At 65.4% G+C, this 15,189-nt stretch carries 13 protein-coding genes; 3 read left to right on the top strand and 10 right to left on the bottom strand.

The annotated features are described in order from the left end of the window. Positions 1-293: 293 nt before the first annotated feature. On the bottom strand, positions 294-1,556 hold the full coding sequence (locus DXT59_RS27915) for an MFS transporter (RefSeq protein ID WP_116141576.1): 1,263 nt from the start codon (positions 1,554-1,556) through the stop codon (positions 294-296). A gap of 372 nt (positions 1,557-1,928) precedes the next feature. Between DXT59_RS27915 and DXT59_RS27920 the strand changes: the two genes are divergently transcribed. Beyond that, a complete protein-coding gene (locus DXT59_RS27920) occupies positions 1,929-3,605 on the top strand; it encodes a methyl-accepting chemotaxis protein (RefSeq protein ID WP_116141414.1) in 1,677 nt (558 codons plus the stop codon). Between the two features lie 83 nt (positions 3,606-3,688). On the opposite strand, the gene DXT59_RS27925 is transcribed toward DXT59_RS27920, so the two are convergent. Genes DXT59_RS27925 through DXT59_RS27940 form a run of 4 tightly spaced genes read right to left on the bottom strand, consistent with a single transcriptional unit; the run spans position 3,689 to position 8,625 of the window. After that, entirely contained in the window at positions 3,689-4,597 is a 909-nt protein-coding gene (locus tag DXT59_RS27925; protein WP_116141416.1) for an efflux RND transporter periplasmic adaptor subunit, read from the bottom strand. A 33-nt stretch (positions 4,598-4,630) separates the two neighbouring features. Next, complete coding sequence (locus DXT59_RS27930) at positions 4,631-4,831, bottom strand: DUF1656 domain-containing protein (RefSeq protein ID WP_116141418.1); 201 nt, start codon at positions 4,829-4,831, stop codon at positions 4,631-4,633. Positions 4,832-4,844: 13 nt separating this feature from the next. After that, complete coding sequence (locus DXT59_RS27935) at positions 4,845-7,040, bottom strand: FUSC family protein (RefSeq protein WP_116141421.1); 2,196 nt, start codon at positions 7,038-7,040, stop codon at positions 4,845-4,847. A 1-nt stretch (position 7,041) separates the two neighbouring features. Continuing rightward, positions 7,042-8,625, bottom strand: coding sequence for an efflux transporter outer membrane subunit (locus DXT59_RS27940; protein ID WP_275895794.1), 1,584 nt, complete (start codon positions 8,623-8,625; stop codon positions 7,042-7,044). Positions 8,626-8,784: 159 nt separating this feature from the next. Here DXT59_RS27940 and DXT59_RS27945 point away from each other — a divergent pair, with 159 nt between their 5' ends. Next, positions 8,785-9,723, top strand: coding sequence for a LysR family transcriptional regulator (locus tag DXT59_RS27945; RefSeq protein ID WP_116141426.1), 939 nt, complete (start codon positions 8,785-8,787; stop codon positions 9,721-9,723). Positions 9,724-9,798: 75 nt separating this feature from the next. Here the strand turns inward: DXT59_RS27945 and DXT59_RS27950 are convergent, their stop codons facing one another. Then, positions 9,799-9,972 carry a hypothetical protein gene (locus tag DXT59_RS27950; RefSeq protein WP_162878281.1) on the bottom strand — a complete coding sequence of 58 codons (174 nt, stop codon included), beginning with the start codon at positions 9,970-9,972 and terminating at the stop codon, positions 9,799-9,801. 90 nt (positions 9,973-10,062) lie between these two features. After that, positions 10,063-10,392, bottom strand: a complete 330-nt coding sequence (locus DXT59_RS27955) for a DUF2288 domain-containing protein (RefSeq protein ID WP_116141430.1) — start codon at positions 10,390-10,392, stop codon at positions 10,063-10,065. A 127-nt stretch (positions 10,393-10,519) separates the two neighbouring features. Between DXT59_RS27955 and DXT59_RS27960 the strand changes: the two genes are divergently transcribed. Beyond that, positions 10,520-11,050: a cytochrome b gene (locus tag DXT59_RS27960; RefSeq protein WP_116141578.1), complete on the top strand. Its 531-nt coding sequence runs from the start codon at positions 10,520-10,522 to the stop codon at positions 11,048-11,050. Between the two features lie 47 nt (positions 11,051-11,097). Here DXT59_RS27960 and DXT59_RS27965 read toward each other — a convergent pair whose 3' ends face one another. The 3 genes from DXT59_RS27965 to DXT59_RS27975 form a co-directional block, all read right to left on the bottom strand. Next, complete coding sequence (locus DXT59_RS27965) at positions 11,098-12,726, bottom strand: acyl-CoA synthetase (protein ID WP_116141432.1); 1,629 nt, start codon at positions 12,724-12,726, stop codon at positions 11,098-11,100. Between the two features lie 430 nt (positions 12,727-13,156). Next, the gene (locus tag DXT59_RS27970; RefSeq protein ID WP_116141434.1) at positions 13,157-13,870 is read right to left on the bottom strand and encodes a peptidoglycan DD-metalloendopeptidase family protein; all 714 of its coding nucleotides are present in this window, start codon (positions 13,868-13,870) and stop codon (positions 13,157-13,159) included. Between the two features lie 140 nt (positions 13,871-14,010). Next, entirely contained in the window at positions 14,011-14,919 is a 909-nt protein-coding gene (locus DXT59_RS27975) for an aldose epimerase family protein (protein ID WP_116141436.1), read from the bottom strand. Positions 14,920-15,189: the final 270 nt, after the last annotated feature.

Consider the following 15,189-nt stretch of genomic DNA (forward strand, 5'->3'; position numbering starts at 1 on the left):
GTGGATCTCGCGCGCGGCGCTAGGTGCGGGCGCCTCCTCGCTGCCGCCGCAGGCGGTGAGCGCGAGGGCGAGGGCGGCGGCGAGGAAAGTGCGCGGCGCAGGAGGCGCCGGAGGATGTGCGGCTGGCCGGGGAGTACGGCCTCGTTTCGGAACGGTCATCAACGGATCCTTTGCGGTGACGGGCTAACCGTCGGGTGCCGCAAACTAACCGTTCTCAGTCGCCTCCCGCTGTCGGCGCGAACGCTTTCAGACCGACGGAAGCCCGTGTGGCGAGGGGCCGTCGAGGGCGGTGCTCACGCGCGCGCCTGACGCTTGTTCTCGATATTGGGCAGGAACATCGTGAGAATGCCGATCAGCGGCAAGAACGAACAGACCTTGTAGACGAAGCCGATGCTGGTGGCATCCGCCAAGTCGCCGAGCACAGCCGCGCCGACGCCGCCGAGCCCGAAGGCGAAGCCGAAGAACAGGCCCGCCACCATGCCGACATTGCCCGGAATGAGTTCCTGCGCGTACACGATGATCGCCGAGAACGCCGAGGCGAGCACCACGCCGATGACGACCGTGAGTACGCCCGTCCAAAAGAGATTGGCGTAGGGGAGCAGCAGCGTGAACGGCGCCACGCCGAGGATCGACGCCCAAATGACGTATTTGCGGCCGATGCGGTCGCCGATCGGGCCGCCGATGATCGTGCCCGCAGCCACGGCGGCGAGGAATACGAACAGATGGATCTGGGCGGCTTGCACCGACAGGTGGAATTTGTCGATCAGATAGAACGTGAAGTAGCTGTTCAGACTCGCGAGATAGAAGTACTTCGAGAAGACGAGTAGCACGAGCACCGTCACGGCGAGCACCACGCGCGACTTCGGCAGCGACGGGTGCGCGGCCTTCGCGCCTGCCTTTTTCTTGGTGGCCGGGTGACGGCTATACCAGCGGCCGATATTGAACAGCACGACGATCGCCACGAGCGCGGCCACGGAGAACCAGGCGATGCTGCGTTGGCCGTGCGGGATGACGATCAGCGCCGCAAGCAAGGGCCCGAGCGAGGAGCCGGCGTTGCCGCCCACTTGAAAGAGCGACTGTGCGAGCCCATAGCGCCCGCCCGAGGCCATGCGCGCCACGCGCGACGATTCCGGATGGAAGACCGACGAGCCGCAGCCCACGAGCGCGGCGGCCACGAGCAGCACGCCGAAGTTCGGCGCGATCGACATCAGCACGAGGCCGCTCAGCGTGAAGCCCATCCCGACCGGCAGCGAAAACGGCTGCGGCCGCTTGTCCGTATAGAGCCCGATGAGCGGCTGCAACAGCGAGGCGGTGATCTGATAGGTCAGCGTAATGAGGCCGATCTGAGCGAACGACAGCGAGAAGTTTTGCTTCAGCATCGGGTAGATCGCGAGAATCAGCGACTGGATCATGTCGTTGAGCAGATGCGAGAAGCTGATCGCGCCGAGCACGCCGTAGGCGGTGCGCGAAACGGCACCGGACGCTGCGTGGGTGGACGCCGGTATGGCCGGTGCCGGGTCCCCGGCAAGGGTATTTTTCTGAATACTCGTTTGCATCGTGGGCACTTTGGAAAAAAGAAAAACGTGCGCCGCCAGAAACGCGCGCGGGAAATGGAGACGTCGGCGCGATTCGTCGGCGGTATGTGTACCGAGTGTAATTTGTCCTGAAAACAATAACCGGACAAAGTTTGTCGCGTACGAGACACGTCGGGCGCGAGCCGACGCGGCTCTTTTGACGGTCGCATTTCACCGCGCGGCCTTTTTGTCCGGTTATAACGTCTGCGGCCGCGCGTCAAAAACGCCCGCTAGAGGGTTTACCTAACGATCGCGCACTAAAGAAGTGCAGCTCGGATGCCGTAGTCCCGAGAAGGTCATCAAGGATTGCGCCGCCCAACCCACGGCGGCAAGTGAAAAAAGAAGGGGATTCATATGAAGGCAGTGTCGCTGGGCAAACGTTCGAGCGCGGGGTTCGTGGCGGACGGCAGCGGGGCGGCAGGGCGGTCCCACAAGCGCACGGCGAAGTCGAAGCTCAATGCCCTCTCGGTCAAGGCTTCGCTGCGCCTGGCATTTGCCATCGTGCTCGTCGGCACGCTGCTGATCGGCGTGTTTTCGTTGATGCAGATCGAGCGCCTGAACGGCTCGACGCAATCGATCTACGAACAGGGACACGTCGCGAGCCGCGCCGTGGAGGAACTACGGGCGAACGTGCTGCGCGCGAGCCGCGCGCAAAAAATGCTGCTGACGGCGACGACCGCCAAGGAGCGCGATGAGCTCGGCGAAGACGTCGAGAAGGGGCTCGGCGCCATCAACGGCCAACTGGACACACTGCAAAAATACACGGACGCCTCCGACGCGGACGGCATCGCCGAGCAAAAGAAGTTCGCCCAAGCCGTCGGCGCGTGGGCCGGCCATCTGCGCACGTTCGTGACGCTCATCAAAGGCCAGTCGCTCGATCTGTCGCAAATGAATTGGCAGGTCGGGATGCAGGACGTCTCGCTACTCGTGGAGACGGGCAAGCTGGAAAAGCTCGTCGACGAACTCGTGGAGCGCCGCGGCACCGCGGCGAAGGCGACGATCAGCGCGTCGGCCTTCATCTTCAAGTCCTCGTTCGTCATGATCGCGGCGATGACGGTCGCGCTGATCCTCGTGGCGTTCGTCGTCAGCGAATGGGTCGTGCGGCGCCTCACGCGCCAACTCGGCGGCGAACCGGCCTATGCCAAGGAAATCGCGAGCCATATCGCGGCCGGCGATCTGTCGAACCATATCCGGCTCGGCAAGAAGGACAATTCGAGCGTGTTGTTCGCGCTGACAGAGATGCAGACCGGACTCGCCGCCACGGTCGGCGAGATCGCCGCCAGCGCGGAGGCGATCTCCTCGGCCGCCGGCGAGATCTCGATGGGCAACCTCGATTTGTCGCAACGCACGGAACAGCAGGCCGTCTCGCTCGAGCGCACGGCGACGAGCATGGAGCAGCTCACTTCGACCGTGAAGCAAAATGCCGATAACGCCAAGCAGGCCAGTTCGCTGGCCAACAACGCATCGGAGATCGCCTCCACTTGCGGCGACGTGGTGTCGCGCGTGGTCACGACGATGGGCGAAATCAACGACAGCGCCAAGAGCATCGGCGACATCATCGGCGTGATCGACGGCATTGCCTTCCAGACCAATATCTTGGCGCTGAACGCGGCCGTCGAGGCGGCGCGCGCGGGCGAACAGGGCCGCGGTTTCGCGGTCGTGGCCGGCGAAGTGCGCTCGCTCGCCCAGCGCAGCGCGGCGGCGGCCAAGGAAATCAAGACGCTCATCAACACGTCGCTCGAACGCGTCGCCAATGGCTCGAGTCTCGCGAGCGATGCGGGGCAGACGATGGACGAGGTGGTCAAGGCGGTCAAGCGCGTGACCGACATCATGGGCGAGATTTCCGCGGCATCGTCCGAACAAAGCGCGGGGATCGAGGAAGTGAACCGCGCCGTCACGCAGATGGATGCCGGTACTCAGCAAAACGCCGCGCTCGTCGAAGAAGCGACGGCCGCCGCACGTTCGCTCGACGATCAAGCGCAGGCGCTCAAGCGTCTCGTAGGGCAGTTCAAGCTGCGCGCCGGACACTGACGCGCCCTGTGATCGAATGGAAAATGGGCCGCGCAAGCGGCCCATTTTCGTTGCGGCGAGCGCCTTGCGGCGTTGTTCCGCCGCTAACGTACGGCGTTTCCGGGATGGCGCGCAGCATTGGATGCGGGCCGGGCCGCGGGCGAGACCACTACCGTGCAGGTCGTACCGGCGGCGAGCACGATGTCGTTGGGGACGCTGTCGATATGGATCCGCACGGGCACGCGCTGCGCAAGGCGCACCCAGTTGAAGGTCGGATTCACGTCGGCCACGAGCTCGCGGCTTTGCGGATTGTCGCGGTCGTAGATGCCGCGCGAGATGCTTTCCACATGGCCTTGCAGCACCCCGCCGCTCATCAGGCGGATCTGCGCGGGGTCGCCGACCTTCACGCGCGGCAGCTTCGTCTCCTCGAAATAGCCATACACCCAGAACGAATGGCTATCGACGATCGCGAGCTTGGGCGTGCCGGCCGTCGCATAGTCGCCGCGAAATACCGACAAGTTCGTGACGTAGCCGTTCACGGGCGAAATAACCGTCGTGCGCGAGAGGTTCAGCTTCGCGGCGTCGAGTGCCGCCACGGCCTGCTGATACTGCGCTTGGGCGGCCGTCGCCGCGCTCGATGCGTTTTCCCGGTTTTCCTTCGATACGACCAAGCTGTCCATGTCGGCGCGCCGCGCGGCTTCGGCGCGGCGCATCTGCCACTCGGCCCGGCGTGCGGCCACTTGCGCCTCGGCTTGCTCGACGGCCACTTGATAATGCGACGGGTCGATCCGCATCAGCACCTGGCCTTTCTTGACGAGCATGTTGTCGGCGACCGGCAATTCGACGATGGCGCCCGAAACGTCGGGTGCGATATTGACGATCTGAGCGCGCACGCGGCCGTCGCGCGTCCACGGTTCATCCATGTAATGGACCCAGAGCCGCTGGCCGATCGCCAGCGCGAGCACCAGCAGCAGGGCCGTGGCGATGAAACCGATGAGTTGTCGAAGCGTCATGATGGCGGTGAGAAAAAGCGATCGGCGAAAAAATCAACGGTAGACGGCGAGCCCGAGCGCGCCGCAGATGCAGGCGAGCAGGCTCGCGCGAAAGAGGGCGGGATGCCAGACGAAACGGTACAAGCCGATCTGCGCCAGCAGGCGGTCGGCCAGCCAGGTCAGCGCCGCTCCGCCGATGCACAGGGGGATGAGCCCGGGAATATAAGCGCCGAGCACGGCGATCTCGCGAGTCATGGGAAAAGCTCCTTCAAGCCGCCGCCGCGGTATCGCGGCGAGCCTCGCCCGCATAGCGCGCGAGCGGCGATTGAGGGTCGATGAGCGCCGTGCGGACGAAGTGCAGGTAGCTCAGGATACGTTGCAGACGGTGCCGGTCCTCGCGCGGCGGCGCGAATGCCGCAAGTGCTTGCTGCGTGGCGGCGATCGCATCGAAATTGGCGGCCAGCGCCGCGTCGAGGCGCGCATCGGTCGGTTGCGTGAAGAGTGCGGTCAGGGCCTTGGCCGACAGTGTGATGGCGCGCCGCCAAGGCATCGTGCGCGCGTAGCGTGCGTCGCTCGGCAACGCGCTCAGTTCGCGGCGCAGGTCGATGACGGCGTGCCCGACTTCCAGCACGGCGATCAGCCACGCGAGCGAGCGGCGTTGCTCGGCCGGATCGTGTTCCATCAAAGCATGGGCTTGAAACGCCAAATCGCGGGCCCGGCTTTCGAAGCGCGAGCGCACGCGAGCGATCGGGGCCCGGCAGGCCCAGACGACCTGGCGCCGCAAATCCGCGACGAGGTGGCGGCGCAGCCAGGGCGTCGATGGCGGCAGGAGCACCGCGAAGGCGACCGCGCTCGCGATCATCGACAAAATCAGCGCGGCCGCGTCGTTCGCGTAGCCCGCCGGGTCGTAATGCACGAGGTTGTCGGGGCCCGCGAGCACGCAGAAGAAGATGCAGTAGCCGGCGCCGTAGCCCGCGAATTTGGGCCGCGTCGTCATCAAGATGCCGAGGGCGAGCGCCGGGGCCAGCGCGGCGCACAGCAGCGGGAAGCCGTCGATGTGCGGGTAGACGCCGAACACGACGATAAATCCGGTTACCGTGGCCAGGGTCGTGCCGAGCGCCATCTGATAGGTCATGCGCGTGGGGCGCGGCGAGGACGAGGCCAGCGCGCATACGGCTGCCGCGTTCAGCACGAGCGTCGCGCCGTTGGGCCAAGCGGAGGCGATCCAGAACGTGCTGAGCACGGCCATCACGATCGCACCGCGCACGCCGGCCACGAACGTTAGGACGGCGTTGGTCTTCGGCTCGTAGCGCTCGGGCGTGCGCTCGCGCGCGTGCGTCGACGCGGCGAGCGACGCATACGTCAACGCATAGGCATGCATGTCGTCCACGAACCGGTAGAGCAGTTCCGAGGCGGTGTCGAAGTCGAGCAGCGCAAAGCCGGGCCGCTGCGCCAGCACCGCGCGTTGCTCGCGCACGCGCCGCGGCAGGGCGGCTTTGAATGCCTCGAGTTTGCTTGCCGAACCGGCGGCATCGGCGGCGCTCAGCACGGGCTCCCCGGGGGTGTGCAGCAGCGGGGCAAGCTCCTTGAAATACGGCTCGAGCGCGTCCACGGCATCCATTGCCCCGGCGGCCCGCAGGCGATTCATCAGTTGATGCAGCGCGTGAAAGCGCGTCGAGGCCGTCATGAACTCGCTATTGAGCCGCGCAAGCCGCCCGCTGCGGCCGCGCGACTCCGGCCCCTCGAAAACGGCGACGCTGCGCATAGCCTCGAAGCCGACGATCTCGGCGAGAAAGCGCGCGTTTTGCTTCTCGATTTGCGCGCGATCGACGTGTCCCGACAGCGCGGCCGCGACGTATTCGACGAAGGCCGAAAAGCGGGCGCGCACCGTGGTCCGCATTTGCGTGCTCGCTTGCTGCGGAAAAACGAGGGCGCCGACGAGGCCCGCGCAGACCACGCCCAGCGTGACTTCCGCGGCGCGCGTCAGCGCCGACAGAAAGGCGGTATCGGGGTGCTGCGCCGCGGGGATGCCGATCAGCGCGGCCGTGTAACCGGCAAGCAAGAAACCGTAGGAGCGGAAGTTGCGGTTGCGCGCGGCACCGGCGGTGCAGATGCCGGTCCACAGCGCCAGCGCGCCGAGAAAGAGTTCGCGCTGCGGCGCAAACACGGCCACGAGCGCGAGCGTTGCGACGAGGCCGACGAGCGTGCCGCCGATACGGTAAAAGCTCTTGGCCAGAATGGCGCCGCTCTGCGGCTGCATGACGATGAAGACGGTCGTCATGGCGGTGCGCGGTTGCGGCAGATCGAGCCGCATCGCAATGCCGAGGGCGAGAAAGGCTGCGGCGAGCGCCTTGACGAGATAGATCCAAGTGAGCCCGTCGGTGCGCGCCCAATCGAAAAGAGCGGCCTGGAGCGCGGGCAGCGAACGCGGCGAATGCAAGGCGGGATCCGGCATGGCGGCCATCCTAGCGGGAGGCGGCGGGCGCGTCGCCGGCCTCGTGCGCGCCGCGGCCGGCCGCGCTGTCCGCTGCGAGGCGATGCTTCACCCGCTCGCCGAGCGAAACATGCGGCGTGGGCTGCATGGCGTCGGTATCGGGACCGTCGGCCGGCACCGTGAGCCCGCCGCCCAATGCGCCCATCAGCGATGCGTAGGCGGCGAGCCGCGCCGCCCGTATCTGGGCCACGCCTTGCTGGGCCCCGAGCCATTGCGTTTCGCTGACGACGACGTTGACGTAGTCGTTCAAGCCGCGCTTATAGCCGACTTGCGCGAGCCGCAGGCTGCGTTCGGCGACGCTTGCGGAGCGCTCGGCGTCGCCTTGCTGAGCGGCGAGCGAATGCAACTGCACGATCTGGTCGGCGATCTGCTTGAGGGCGGCCACGACCGTCGAATCGTAGTGGTCGACGGCCTCGTCGTAACCGGCCGCCGCGGCGCCGAGCCTTGCCCGGAGCGCGCCGCCTTCGAAGATCGGCAAGGAAAGCGCCGGTCCGGCGGTCCAGGCGCCGTTGGCCGCGTGCAGGAATTGGAACAATGGGCCGCCGGCCGCGAATCCGCCGAGCGACGCCATCAAATCGATGTTGGGATAAAACGCGGCATGCGCCACGTCGATCCCGCGCGCGGCGCCCGCGACGGCCCAGCGGGCCGCGACGACGTCGGGCCGGTGTCCGATCAATTCCGCGGGCAGGGCCGAGGGCAACGCGACGGGCGCATCGAGCGCGAGGGCGGGCCGGTTCAGGGCGGCGCCGAAGCCCGGGCCCTTGCCCGTCAGGGCGGCAAGCTCGTTGCGGTCGAGATCGATCGCCTCGTGCAGCGCTTCGATGCGGCGTTCGTATTCGGGCAGCGGCGCCTGCGCCTGCGCCAGTTCCAGTTGCGTGCCGATGCCGCCGGCGAGCCGGCGTTGAGCGAGCGCCACGAGTTGCTGCTGACGCGCGAGCGTATCGCTCGCGATGTCGAGTAGCGCGTATTGTTTCGACAAATCGACGTAGGCGCGCACGAGATTCACTTCGAGCTCGAGCTGCGCGGCACGCCGGTCGGCCACGCGTTGGTGCGCGGCGTCGAGCGAGCGTTCGTGCTCGTGCTCGTCCGCGCCCCACAGATCCAACCGGTACGAGAATCCGAGCGTGCCCGTGTTGTTCCAGGTATTTTGATTGGCGAGCTCGCCGGGCCCGTAATAAAGCGGATTGTCGGACCAGTGCTGCCGCGTAATCGACACATTGCCGTTCACGCGCGGCAGCAGCGCGGCGGCGCTCACGCCGGCCAGCGATTGCGCTTCGCGCACGCGTGCGTCGGCGGCGGCCAGCGACGGGTTGTCGGCGAAGGCGGCCGCCACGAGCGAATCGAGCTGCGGGTCGTGGAACGCACGCCACCAATCTGCATCCGGCCAGCGAGCGCTGCGCTCGGCGGCTTGCACGGCGGCGCCGGCGTCGAGTGCCGACGCATCGAGCGGCGTTTGTTGCGGCGCAATGCCGCGGCTGCTCGCACAACCGGCCATTATTATCGACACTGCAAGAAATGCGCTCGCGAGACACACCTTGCCGAACGGCAAACGCACGATTTTCTCCCTTCGGCCACGTTATTGAACGCAACCGATTATATTTTTCAGCGGATTGTCGAATAAGCCGTAAGGATGTAACGCATTCTTGCCTCTTTTGAGATAATCCGCGTTGCGGAACATGCAACAATCGCAGCGCACAGGGACAAAGGGGTGGGTATGGACACGCTTCAAAATATGCGCGTATTCGTGCGCGTCGTGGAGTCGGGCAGTTTCACCGCGGCGGCGCAGCACTTGAACACGACGACCGCATATGCTTCGCGCGCCGTATCGGATCTCGAAGCGCATCTGCATACGCGGTTGCTGAACCGGACGACGCGCCGCATCGCGTTGACCGAGGCGGGCGAGCGCTATCTGCAGCGCTGCCAGCAGATTCTCGCGTACGTCGAGCAGGCCGAAGCCGAGGCGAGCGACGCGCACGCGCGCCCGTCGGGCAAGCTTCGCTTGCACGCGATGGCGAGTTTCGGCACGCGCTACATCGTGCCCGCGGTCGCGCGCTACCAACGGCGCTATCCCGACGTTGCCGTCGATCTGACGCTTGCTCAGCGAATTCCGGACCTGCTCGACGAGGGTTACGACGTTTCGGTCGTGGTCGGGCGCGATCTGCCCGATTCGGGGCTTATTTCGCAGCGGCTCGGCAACGTCTTCAGTATCGCGTGCGCGTCGCCGTCCTATTTGGAGCGGCGCGGCGTGCCGCGCACGCCGGCGGACCTCGCCAACCATACGTGCCTGCGGATCGTGACGCCGGCATCGGTGTTCGACAAATGGAATTTCGACGGCCCGGGCGGCACGGAGACGATCACCGTGACTTCGCCGACGTTCCAAGTCAATGGCGCCGACTCGATGGCGGTTGCTGTCCGCGAGGGAATGGGCATCGCCGTGTTGCCGACCTACGCGGCGATGCGCTGGCTCGAAACCGGGGAATTAGTCTGGATATTGCCTGAGTACACATCGATGCCGCTCAACATCTACGCGCTCTATCCGTCGCGGCAGTATCTCGATGCGAAGATCCGCACGTGGGTGGATTTTTTGCATGACGAATTGCCCGCGACGTTTGCCGTGGAGCAAGAGGCGTTGCGAAAATTCGCGCATACTTGACCGCCGCGCGGTGTTCGCGCGGAGCGGGCCGGCGCGGCACGCCGGCTCGGCAACAAAAGTAAAAACCGGCAGGCCTCAGTGCCTGGTTCGATGCCAGTTCAGCATATGGTGCTCGGCCAGCCAGTGATGAATCATGCCTTCGCCGTTGTGCTCGCGTTTGTACGAGCGTGATTCGAAAATCGTCAGTGCAAGCAGCACGAGCAGTCCGACACCTAACCCGACCAGGCCGGCGATCGATTCAGCGTCCATGGCAGCCTCCTTTCGCGATTTCGTGAACTCGCGCATCTACATACTAGGACAATGCGTGCGAAATGGAGGCGCCAGGCGCGAGGCGGCGCGCTAGTCGCGCTCTTGCACGCAAACCCACGGCGAGACGACGACAGCCCAAAGCTTCGGATCGCGCGAGGCGAAATCGGCCGCGGTTTCCGCTTGCATTCGCTCGACGAGGCCGGCGGAAAGCCATTGCGTCACCTGCGCGGCGTCGTCCTCGGCAATCGCCGCGGCGACCGTGACGAGGTCCATGTCCCGTGCGACGCGCAGCAGCATGCCGCGCGCGAAAAAACGCTCCAGCTCGGGCCAGGCGATCTGCGCCGTTTCGGCGAGCAACTTGAGGTACAGCGGGCTTTGGCCGGGTTGGCCGGTTTCGGCGGGGCGCTCGGGGGAGGTCATGGCGATGGCAGGGTTCATGCTCGGGGTCGTCACTATAAACCATCGCGGCATCGGCCCGCGCCGCCGCCCCGCGGTGCCGCGTTACAATCGCCGCGCCCTTTCGATTCAGTCCAGTCACGAGGTGATCATGTCAGGCGCCGTTGCCGTTTCGAAATACGACCCGTTTGCCCGCTTGCTTCATTGGCTCATCGTGCTGTTGCTCGTCGCGCAGTACGTCGTCGCATGGACGATGCCGGAGATTCATCGCGGCACGCGGCCCGAGGGCCTCATCGTCGTGCACCTGGACTTGGGTGCGTTCATCATCGCGGTCATGATCGTGCGCGTGTTGTGGCGCATCGCGCGCAAGGAACCCGATGTCGTCGAAGGCACGCCCTTCACGCGCGGCGTGGCCTATTTGACGCATGGTCTGCTTTATCTGCTCCTTATCGTCCAGCCCCTCATGGGGTGGGCCAACGCCTCCTCGCGCGGCTGGCAGGTGACGCTCGCCGGCATCGATTTGCCCGCGCTCTCGGCCAAAGGCTCGGCACTCGGTCACACCCTCGGCGATGCGCATCGGCTCCTCGCATGGGGCATGCTCGTGCTGATCGGCCTGCATGTTTTGGCGGCGCTCTACCATCACTTCGTTTTGCACGATCGCGTGTTGCGCCGCATGGCATAACGTACGCGCGAGCCACTCGGCGCGGCCGCCAATTCGCTAGCGTGCGTTCAACCGAGTGCGCGCAAGTCGCGCCGCACGATCTTGCCCGTGGCGGTCATCGGCAGGCTATCGACGAAGGCGACGGCGCGCGGGTATTCGTGCGCCGCCAGCCGGGTGCGCACGTGATCTTGAATCTCGCTGACGAGCGTGTCGCTGGGTTCGTACCCGGCGTTCAGGACGATGAACGCTTTGACGATTTCCGTGCGCGTCGCGTCAGGCACGCCGACCACGGCGGCCATGCGCACGGCCGGATGCCCGAGCAGACAGTCCTCGATCGGTCCGGGGCCGATCCGATAGCCGGCGCTCGTGATGACGTCGTCGTTGCGTCCGACGAAGCGAATGAAGCCGTCGGCATCCATGACGCCGATGTCGCCCGTGACGAGATAGTCGCCCGCGAATTTTTCTCGCGTTGCCTCGAGATTGCGCCAGTACCCGAGGAACATGACCGGGTCGGGTGCGCGGATGCCGATATTGCCTTCGGTGCCGATCGGTAAGACGCGGCCCGCATCGTCGACGATCTCGACGCGATGGCCCGGCACCGCCTTGCCGATCGAGCCGATGCGCGGCTCGAACAGCGCGGCGCACGAACTGACGACGACATTGCATTCCGTCTGCCCATAGAACTCGTTGAGCGTGACGCCGAGGGCGTCGCGCCCCCATTCGATCAATTCCTCGCCGAGCGATTCGCCGCCGCTCGATACCGCGACGAGCGAGAGGTTATGCCGCTCGCGGGGACGCTCGACCGTGCGCAGCATTTTGAGCGCCGTGGGCGGCAAGAACGCATGCGAGACTTGGTGCCGTGCCATCAAGTCGAACGCGGCGTCGGCGTCGAACTTCTCGAAGCGGCGGGCCAGCACGGGAATGCCGTGGTGCCAGGCGGGCAGCAGCACGTCGAGCAGCCCGCCGATCCACGCCCAGTCGGCCGGCGTCCACATGAGCCGCGCGTTCTCCGGGAAGAACGCTTGCGGCATCTCGACGCCCGGCAGATGCCCGAGCAGCACGCGATGGGCGTGCAGCGCACCCTTCGGCTTGCCTGTGGTGCCCGAGGTATAGATGATGACGGCGGGGTCGTCGGCGCGCGTATCCACGGGTTCGAGCACGCGCACCTCATGTTCGAGCGATGACCACAGCGGCAGCGCACCGGCCGCTCGCAAGGTCTCGTGCTCGCCGTCGATGCAGTAGATCGTCTTCAACTGCGGCAGCGAAGCGCGAATCTGTTCGATCTTTTGCAAGCCGGCCGTATCGGTGACGAGCGCGACGGCGCCGCTATCGGCCAGGCGGTACTGCAAAGCCTCGACACCGAACAGCGCGAACAAGGGCACGGCGATTGCGCCGAGCTTATAGGCGGCCAGATGCGCGAGCGCCGTCTCGGGCGCTTGCGGCAAGAAGATGCCTACGCGTTCGCCGCGCGTCACGCCGTGCCGCGCGAAGCTATGGGCCAGTTGATTCGAAAGCGCCTTGAGCTCGTCGAAGCTGTAGCGCAGCACCATGCCGTCGCGCCGTTCGTAGACGAGGGCGGGGCGGTGGGTGCCGTCGGCCCATTTATCGCAGGCGTCGACGCCGATGTTGTAGTGCTCGGGGATGCGCCATGTAAAGCCGGCGACGAGCGATTCATAGCTGTTGGTGCGGGCAAGCATGCCGTGTCTCCTTCAATCCTCTTATCTTCGGTCGACCCAATCAATTCATCGAAAAAAATCGACAAAAATACAGAACAATTGCGAATCGATCGATTATGTCAGGTGATAGGCGGCTAATCACCCGACGAACCGTAATTGAAGATATCGCTCTTCATCCCCTGTCGGTTGGCCTTTCCCGCTGGCTGACTCGGGTTTTCACTAACGACATGACGGCCAATTGCCGAGCGAGGCCCTATTTCTATGACATTATCTCTGCACTATGTGCCAATTGCCGCTCTTTTTGCAATAAACCGATTGTGCATGTATTGCGAAATCGGTAAATTTGTAATCGGCGCATGGCGAACCGGTCCTTTGCCTCACTGCGCCGAACCCCCGTTGGCCCGGCTCGTCCGGGCCTCTTTTTTTGCGGAGCGGCGCATTGGCCTTTACTTTAACGCGACGGCAGATAGCGTGAAGGGTCGATCGATCGTCCGCCGTAGCGCAATTCGAAGTGAAGGGCGACGCGGTCGTTGTCCGTATCGCCCATCTCCGCGATCTTCTGACCTTGCGTCACGCGCTCGCCTTCCTTCACGAACAGCGTTCGATTGTGCGCATACGCTGTTAGGAAATCGCCCTCGTGTTTGACGATGAGCAAGTTGCCGTATCCACGTAAGCCGTTGCCCGCATAGACGACCGTACCCGGTGCGGCCGCAACGATCGGCGTGCCCGCCGTGTTGGCGATGTCGATGCCTTTGTAGTTGACGCCGTCGAACCCGTGCACGAGCTTGCCCGTGGTGGGCCATATGAGCGAGATCCCGTTGGCGGGCGCGGCCGCGCCTGGCGCCGCGCCGGTGCTCGTTGCGTTGCTGGTCCCGGGCGAGGCCGAAGCCGTGCCCGGGGCCGTACGAACCGGGGCGCCCGCCGCCGCTTTCGAGCCCGGCGGCGCAACGCGCAGCACTTGACCTACTTCGATCGAATCGGGATTCGTCAAATTGTTCCAGCGGACGATGCTTTGAACCGACTCGTGATTCGCGCGCGCGATCTTGCTGACCGTGTCGCCGCGCTCGACGCGATAATACCCAGGCCCGACCGGCGCCGACCCGCATGCGGCCAGCACCGCCCCCAGCGGCACGCACGCGAGCCGCATCATTGTTTTGCGCAACATTGAACCTCGCTTGACGCTTTCAAACGCGCCGCCGCGCCGAAATGGCGACGCGGCGGACAAACGCCCGATTGTAACGGCGCTCAGCGTACGAATGTGCGTAAATGCGGCAAATCGGACCGGCGCTCGCGAGCGCGGACCGGTCAGTCGAGTCCGGTGACCCGCATCGCAAGCGACGCCGTCTCGACGCGGCCGGGCTCCAGCCAGCGCAGGCCGAGCCCGTTATGAATCGCGTCGGGCAGCCCGAGCCAAGGCTCGACGCAGTAAAAATCGGAGCCGTCGGCTTCGGTCCAGGTCGTGACCGCGTACCAGGGCACCGAGCCTTCGCGGTCGAGGTCGATCTCGATGCGCCGGCGCAGCGCCGGACACTCGAGCCGAACCGGCGCCTCCGGAATGCCTTGCAGGCAGTGAAAGCGATCGTGAATCAGCGGATCGCTGAGCGCATAGCGCGCGGCACCCGGCTCCGGGGCACTGATCGAACCGTCCTCGAGTTGACGGCGGCGTTCGGTGGGCGGCAACGCGAGCGTGGTTTCGCCGCGCAGCGTGTGCGGCAATGCGAAATAGAAGTGGTGTCCGGCGTAATAGGGTAGCGGCGTATCGCTCAAATTCGTGGTGCTCAGCGTCACGTCGAGCGTGTGCGTATCGACCAGCCGGTACGACGCTTCGAAGCGGAACGCGAACGGATACTGCGCGCGCGTCGCCTCGGTGTCGGTCAGCGTCATGCGCACGCCGCGGCCGTCGGCATCCACCTCGCAGGCGAACGGCAAATCGCGCGCGAAGCCGTGCACGGGCAGCGTGCGTACGACGCCTTGCGCGTCGCGCCACTCGCCGAGGCGGCCATCGACGCGATGCCGCCCGAGGAACGGGAATAACAGCGGATTGCCGCCGCGCACGCGAGGCACGTTGCTCCAATCGGGCGCCTCGGGCCAATGGATGATGAGGTCGTCGCCGATGCGCCAACTGAGCAGTCGTCCGCCCAATTGCGGTGCAAGCTGAAGGCGCGAGGCGCCGTACGCGATATCGACGAGGGCGGGCGGCAAGGAATCGGTCATGATGGACGGTATTCGATGAGGTTCAAAAGGTGGCGCTCGATGCTTGGAAAGCCCGCACCATGGCCGCGGGCGACATGCGATTGTGCCTCGGGATCGCGTCGGGAAAAACCCTGGTGGGGAAATTGCCGCTTCCGAGGGCAGGCGCCCAGGCGCATAATGGCTTCGCCTGCGGATATTTTGTCTTTTTCAGCCGTGGCGCGACCCGTGTCGCACCGGGCCGCCGCTGTCGCCGCCGTCCGCTGAAGCGTCAACCGCAAACCGTTCCGGAGC

Source organism: Trinickia diaoshuihuensis (genome assembly GCF_003390925.1).
GTDB classification, from domain to species: Bacteria; Pseudomonadota; Gammaproteobacteria; order Burkholderiales; family Burkholderiaceae; genus Trinickia; species Trinickia diaoshuihuensis.

Excerpts from the sequence above, each read along its gene's own strand:
- DXT59_RS27915 (WP_116141576.1), bottom strand. The coding sequence starts at position 1,556 with ATGCAAACGAGTATTCAGAAAAATACCCTTGCCGGGGACCCGGCACCG.
- DXT59_RS27920 (WP_116141414.1), top strand. The coding sequence starts at position 1,929 with ATGAAGGCAGTGTCGCTGGGCAAACGTTCGAGCGCGGGGTTCGTGGCG.
- DXT59_RS27925 (WP_116141416.1), bottom strand. The coding sequence starts at position 4,597 with ATGACGCTTCGACAACTCATCGGTTTCATCGCCACGGCCCTGCTGCTG.
- DXT59_RS27930 (WP_116141418.1), bottom strand. The coding sequence starts at position 4,831 with ATGACTCGCGAGATCGCCGTGCTCGGCGCTTATATTCCCGGGCTCATC.
- DXT59_RS27935 (WP_116141421.1), bottom strand. The coding sequence starts at position 7,040 with ATGGCCGCCATGCCGGATCCCGCCTTGCATTCGCCGCGTTCGCTGCCC.
- DXT59_RS27945 (WP_116141426.1), top strand. The coding sequence starts at position 8,785 with ATGGACACGCTTCAAAATATGCGCGTATTCGTGCGCGTCGTGGAGTCG.
- DXT59_RS27950 (WP_162878281.1), bottom strand. The coding sequence starts at position 9,972 with ATGGACGCTGAATCGATCGCCGGCCTGGTCGGGTTAGGTGTCGGACTG.
- DXT59_RS27955 (WP_116141430.1), bottom strand. The coding sequence starts at position 10,392 with ATGACCTCCCCCGAGCGCCCCGCCGAAACCGGCCAACCCGGCCAAAGC.
- DXT59_RS27960 (WP_116141578.1), top strand. The coding sequence starts at position 10,520 with ATGTCAGGCGCCGTTGCCGTTTCGAAATACGACCCGTTTGCCCGCTTG.
- DXT59_RS27965 (WP_116141432.1), bottom strand. The coding sequence starts at position 12,726 with ATGCTTGCCCGCACCAACAGCTATGAATCGCTCGTCGCCGGCTTTACA.
- DXT59_RS27970 (WP_116141434.1), bottom strand. The coding sequence starts at position 13,870 with ATGTTGCGCAAAACAATGATGCGGCTCGCGTGCGTGCCGCTGGGGGCG.
- DXT59_RS27975 (WP_116141436.1), bottom strand. The coding sequence starts at position 14,919 with ATGACCGATTCCTTGCCGCCCGCCCTCGTCGATATCGCGTACGGCGCC.